2 protein-coding genes are annotated in these 6,589 nt (G+C 74.5%); both read left to right on the top strand.

What is annotated here, in order from left to right:
* The coding region (locus tag ACFWIS_RS40180) for a beta-ketoacyl reductase (protein WP_380524374.1) at positions 1-1,441 on the top strand (1,441 nt) is incomplete at its 5' end.
* Between the two features lie 26 nt (positions 1,442-1,467).
* Positions 1,468-6,589: SDR family NAD(P)-dependent oxidoreductase (locus ACFWIS_RS40175; protein ID WP_380524372.1), on the top strand; the 5,122-nt coding region annotated here is incomplete at its 3' end.

Genomic DNA, 6,589 nt, shown 5'->3' with positions numbered 1-6,589 from the left:
ATCCTGGCTGGTGCGGGTGCTGTCCGGTACGACGGGCGAGGACCAGGTGGCGGTCCGCGAGGACGGCGCCTTCGGCCGCCGACTGGTGCGCGCCGGGCGGGGCACCCGCAGCGGGCCGACCCCGACCGCGTCCCTGGACGTCTCCGGCACGACGCTGATCACCGGCGGCACCGGAGCGCTGGGCGCGCACGTCGCGCGCTGGCTGGCCGGCCGTGGCGCCGAGCGGCTGCTGCTCACCGGCCGACGGGGCCCGGACGCCCCGGGCGCCCGTGAACTGGCCGCCGAGTTGGAGCAGTCGGGGGCGAAGGTGACCGTGGTCGCCTGTGACGCGGGTGACCGCGAGGCCCTCGCCCGGCTCCTGGCCGAGCACCCCGTCCGCGCGGTGTACCACGCGGCGGGCGTCCTGGACGACGGCGTGGTCGAGTCGCTGACCGAGGAGCGGCTGGCCCGGGTGCTGCGCCCGAAGGCCGACGCGGCCGATCATCTCGACGAGCTGACCAGGGACTTCGACCTCTCGGCGTTCGTGCTCTTCTCCTCCTTCGCCGGCGCCGTGGGCGGCGCCGGGCAGGGCAACTACGCGGCGGCCAACGCCCACCTGGACGCCCTGGCCGAGCGCCGCCGCGCCCAGGGACTCCCCGCCACCTCCATCGCCTGGGGCTCCTGGGGCGGTTCGGGCCTCGCCACGGAGACCGAGGCCGTCACCGAGCGGCTGCGTCGTGGCGGTATGGTGCCGATGGCACCGGAATCGGCGATCGCCGCCCTGGAACAGGCACTGGTCCGGGACGAGACCCACCTGGTCGTCGCCGCGGTGGACTGGGGCCGGTTCGGACCCACCTTCGTCACCGGCCGACCGAGCCCGTTGCTGTCCCAGCTCCCCGAGGTGCAGTCGCTCGCCGGGCCGGGCGAGGACGCGAGGACGACCGGCGGCGCCCTGCGGGACTCGCTGCGCGGCACGTCCGCCGCCGAGCGGGAGGAGACCCTCCTCGCGCTCGTCCGGGGCCATGTCGCGGCCGTCCTCGGTCACGGCTCGCTCGACGCCGTCACCGTCACCCGCGCGTTCAAGGAAGCCGGTTTCGACTCGCTGACCGCCGTCGAGCTGCGCAACCGCCTCGCCGCCGCCACCGGGCTGACCCTGCCGGCCACCCTGGTGTTCGACCACCCGACCCCCGTGGCACTCGCCGCGCACCTGGGCGCCGAACTCGCCGAGGACGACCCGGCCGAGGGCAGCACGCCCCAGGAGGGCCTCGACCGCCTGGAACGCGCCCTGGAACAGCTCGGCGCCGGCGCGCCAGAACACACCCGGATCATGCTCCGCATGCAGGCCCTCGTCTCCCAGTGGCGGGACACCGACGAGGAGCGGTCCGCGGAGTCCGAGGACTTCGACTCCGTCTCCGACGACGACCTCTTCGGCCTCATCGGCGAGAAGTTCGGCATCTCATGAACCGGCCTCCCGTGAACACGACGCCGATGCACGACCCACGTCCCGCACCAAGCACTTCCCCGACGGAGAACCACCCCGTGTCCAACGAAGAGAAGCTCCGGTACTTCCTCAAGCGAGTGTCGACAGAGCTGGAGCAGACGCAGGAGCGCCTCCGGGACAGCGAGAGCCGGGACCACGAGCCCCTCGCGGTCATCGCGATGGGCTGCCGGTTCCCCGGCGGGGCGAACAGCCCCGAGGAACTGTGGCGGCTGCTCGTCTCGGGCGGCGACGCCATGACCGGATTCCCCACCGACCGGGGCTGGGACCTCTCCGCCCTGCTCGCGCCGGCCGCCGAGGGCGGCTCGACCGCGCGCCAGGCCGGCTTCCTGCCGGACGCGGCCGACTTCGACGCCGGGTTCTTCGGGATCTCGCCGCGCGAGGCGCTCGCCATGGACCCGCAGCAGCGGCTGCTGCTGGAGACCTCCTGGGAGGCGTTCGAGCGGGCGGGCATCGACCCCGGCTCGCTGCGGGGCGGTCGGACCGGCGTGTTCGTCGGAACCAACGGCCAGGACTACGCCCCGGTGGCGATCAACTCCACCGACGACCTCGCCGGACACATCATGACCGGCAACGCCGCGAGCGTGCTCTCCGGACGCCTGTCGTACGTCTACGGCCTGGAGGGGCCCGCGGTGACGGTCGACACCGCCTGCTCGGCCTCGCTGGTCGCGCTCCACCTCGCCGCCCAGTCGCTGCGGCGCCGGGAGTGCGGGCTCGCCGTGGTCGGCGGCGCCACCGTGATGTCCATGCCCACGCTCTTCACCGAGTTCAGCCGCCAGGGCGGTCTCGCCTCGGACGGCCGCTGCAAGGCGTTCTCGGCCACCGCGGACGGCACCGGCTGGGGCGAGGGAGCAGGCGTCCTGCTGCTGGAGCGGCTCTCGGACGCCCGGCGCAACGGCCACGAGGTGCTGGCCGTGATCCGCGGCTCCGCCGTCAACCAGGACGGTGCGTCCAACGGGATCACCGCGCCCAACGGCCCCTCGCAGCAGCGGGTCATCGAACAGGCCCTCGGCAACGCCCGACTGGCGGCCGACCAGGTCGACGCCGTGGAGGCGCACGGCACCGGAACGCAGCTCGGCGATCCCATCGAGGCGCAGGCACTGATCGCCACCTACGGGCGGAAGCGGCCGGCGGACCGTCCACTGTGGCTGGGCTCGGTGAAGTCCAACCTCGGGCACACCCAGGCGGCCGCGGGCGTGGCCGGGGTCATCAAGATGGTGCTGGCGCTGCGGAACGGCGTGCTGCCGCGGACCCTTCACGTCGAGGAGCCCACCCCGCAGGTCGACTGGTCGGCCGGCACCGTACGGGTCCTCACCGAGAACGTCGACTGGCCGCGGACCGACCAGCCGCGCCGGGCAGGCGTCTCGTCCTTCGGCATCAGCGGGACGAACGCCCACGTGATCCTCGAAGAAGCGCCCCCGGTCGAGCGGCCGGAGTCCGAGGGGGCCGAGCTCGCCCCGGCGGCGGCGGCCCTGGCCGTGCCGATGGTGGTGTCAGCGTCGGACGAGGCCGGACTCCGGGCGCAGGCGGGCTCGCTGCGGACCTTCCTCTCGGACCGGCCCGACCTGTCCCTCCCGGCCGTGGCCTTCTCCCTGGCGACCGCGCGGGCGGTGCTGGACCGGCGTGCGGCGGTGGTGGCGGCGGACCGTGAGGGGCTGCTGCGGGGGCTGGAGGCGCTGGCCGAGGGGCGTCAGGCCAAGGAGGTGGTGGAGTCGGCCGCTTCCGGTGGGAGGTTGGTGTTCCTGTTCACCGGTCAGGGGTCCCAGCGGCTGGGGATGGGCCGGGAGTTGTACGGGGCGTTCCCGGTGTTCGCGGGCGCGTTCGACGCGGTGTGTGCGGAGTTGGACGGGCATCTGGACGGTTCGGTTCGGGATGTGGTGTTCGGCGCGGACGCGGAGCTGCTGAACCGGACGGTGTGGGCGCAGGCGGGGCTGTTCGCGCTGGAGGTGGCGCTGTTCCGTCTCCTGGAGTCGTGGGGTGTGGTGCCGGACCTGCTGCTGGGGCATTCGATCGGTGAGGTGGTGGCCGCGCATGTGGCGGGGGTGTTCTCGTTGGAGGACGCGGCCGCGCTGGTGGCGGCGCGCGGTCGGCTGATGCAGGCGCTGCCTTCGGGTGGTGCGATGCTCGCGGTGGCGGTCACGCCCGAGACGGCTGCTGAACTCCTTGACGGCTTCGCCGGTTTGGTCGATGTCGCGGCGGTGAACGGTCCGCGCTCGGTGGTGCTTTCGGGCAACGCGGATGCGGTCGAGGAGATCGAGCAGGCGGCTGTGGCGGCCGGTCACCGGGTCAAGCGCCTGTCGGTCAGTCATGCCTTCCACTCGCCGTTGATGGAGCCGATGCTGGCCGAGTTCGGTGCGGTCGTCGGCCGTCTGGCGGCGGCCGAGCCGAGGATCCCGGTCGTCTCGAACGTGACCGGCGTTCTCGCCACGGCGGAGGAGCTGACCTCCCCCGACTACTGGGTGCGGCACGTCCGCCAGGCGGTGCTGTTCCGCGACGGTGTCCGCACCGCGGCCGAGCTGGGCGCGACCCGCTTCGTCGAGCTCGGCCCGGACGGCGTCCTGACGGCCCTCGCCCAGGACTGCCTCACCGACACCGACAGCGAGACCGCCCACGCCGCCCTCCTGCGCCGCGACCGCCCCGAGGACCAGGCCCTCGCGGCCGCCCTCGGCGCCCTGCACTGCTGGGGCGTCACCGTCGACTGGCCGGCCGTGTACCAGGGTTCGGGCGCGCACCGGGTCGACCTGCCCACGTACCCCTTCCAGACCGCCCGCTACTGGCCGGCGACGCCGATGAAGGCTGTGGCCGGAAGCCCGTCCGAGCCCGGCGACCTGCTCTACCGCGTCATCTGGGAGCCGCTCGCGCAGGTCCCCGCGCCGGAGCCGTCCGGTACCTGGCTCCTGGTCACGGACACCGAGGACGCGCTCACCCAGGACTGCCTGACCATGCTCGACGGCACGGCCGCCCGGGTGCTCCGACTGTCCCTCGCCGCCGAGGCGGCGGACCGTGCCGCCCTCGGCGCCGCCCTCGCCGAGCTGGCCGCCGAGGCCACGCCGACCGGCGTGTTCGCGCTGCTGCGCGGTGAGCTGGCCCCGCTGAACGCCGTGGCGCTGCTGCAGGCGCTCGGGGACACCGGTTCCGAGGCCCCCGTCTGGCTGGCGACCCGGGGGGCGGTCGGCGTCGGTGGACCGGACGCTCCGATCAGCACCCGGCAGGCGCAGCTCTGGGGTCTCGGCCGGGTGGCCGCCCTGGAGGCGGCCGACACCTGGGGCGGGCTCGTCGACCTCCCGGAGCGGCTGGACGCCGAGGGCGCACGTCGCGTCTCCGCGCTGCTGCTGCGCGGGGTGGCCGAGGACGAGGTCGCCGTCCGGCCCGAGGCGGCCTACGCCCGTCGCCTGGTCCGGGCGGACTGGGAGGAGCGGGCGGAACCGAACCGCTGGGCTCCGTCCGGGACCGTCCTCGTCACCGGCGGCACCGGCGCGCTCGGTGCCCATGTCGCCCGCCGCCTGGCCCGGGCCGGGGCGGAACACCTGATACTCACCAGCCGTCGGGGCCAGGAGGCCCCGGGCGCCGCCGAGTTGGCGGCCGAGCTGGCGGAGCTCGGCGCGCGGGTCACCATCGTCGCCTGCGACGTCAGTGACGGGGAGGCGGTGGCCGCACTGCTCGCCGCGATCCCGGCCGAGCACCCGCTGACCGCCGTGGTGCACACCGCCGGCGTCCTGGACGACGGCGTGCTCAGCGCCCTGACCCCGGAACGCCTCCAGCGCGTGGTCGCCGCCAAGACGGACGGCGCCCTGCACCTGGACCGGCTGACCCGCGACCTGCCCCTCTCCGCATTCGTGCTCTTCTCCTCGCTCGCCGGCGTGGTCGGCGCGGCCGGTCAGGCGAACTACGCCATGGCGAACGCGGCTCTGGACGCACTCGCCGAACGGCGCCGGCAGTCGGGGCTCCCCGCCACCGCCGTCGCCTGGGGCGCCTGGGCGGGCGAGGGCATGGCCGCCACCGACGAGGTGGTGCGCGAGCGGATGCGCCGCACCGGCTTCCGCCCGATGCGTCCGGAGAGCGCGCTGCGCGTCCTCGAAGGCGCGATCCAGTACGGCGAGACCGCTGTTCTCGCGGCGGACATCGACTGGGAGCGCTACGCCCAGGCACACGGAGCGGCCGCTCAGCGCCCGCTGCTGCGCGCCCTGGTCGGCGCGGCCCCCCTGCCCGCCGGGCTCGCCGCCGAGGCGACCGGGTTCGCCGGGGCCCTGGCGGGCCGTACTCCGGCCGAGCAGCGCTCCGCCCTGGCGGAGCTGATCCGCACGCACGCCGCCGACCTGCTGATGCACCGCTCCGCCGAGGACATCGACCCGCACAGGTCGTTCCGCGCGCTGGGCTTCGACTCGCTCGCCTCGGTGGAACTGCGCAACCGGCTGGCCGCGACGACCGGACTGCGGTTGCCGGCCTCGGTCGCCTTCGACTACCCGAGCCCGGCAGGACTGGCGGACTTCCTCCGCGACGAGCTGTTCGGCTCCGCCGAGGCGGTGCAGGCCCCGGTGGCGGGCACCGCGGTGGACGACGCCGATCCGGTGGTCGTCGTCGGCATGGCCTGCCGCTTCCCGGGTGGCGTGCGGTCGGCGGAGGACCTGTGGGACCTGGTCCTGGCCGGTACGGACGCGGTGGGGCCCTTCCCGGAGGACCGGGGGTGGGACCTGGCGGGGCTGTTCGACGAAGACCCGAGCGTTCCGGGGACGACGTACACCTCCGGAGGCGCGTTCCTGGACGGCGTCGCCGAGTTCGACGCCGGGTTCTTCGGGATCTCGCCGCGTGAGGCGCTGGCGATGGACCCGCAGCAGCGACTGCTGCTCCGGACCTCCTGGGAGCTGTTCGAGTCCGCGGGCATCCTGCCGGGTGCCCTGCGCGGCAGCCGTACCGGTGTCTTCGTGGGCTCCAACGGCCAGGACTACACCGCGCTCGTCGCGCAGTCCGCGGAGGAGCTCGAGGGGTACCTCGGCACCGGTGGTGCGCTGAGCGTCGCCTCCGGGCGGCTCTCCTACTTCTACGGCTTCGAGGGTCCGGCGCTGACGGTGGACACCGCGTGTTCCTCGTCGCTGGTGGCCATGCACCTGGCCG

Origin of the sequence: Kitasatospora sp. NPDC127060 (assembly GCF_042724935.1) — a bacterium.
In the GTDB taxonomy this organism is placed as follows: Bacteria; Actinomycetota; Actinomycetes; order Streptomycetales; family Streptomycetaceae; genus Kitasatospora.
This window is presented reverse-complemented; position numbering and strand designations above follow the sequence as displayed.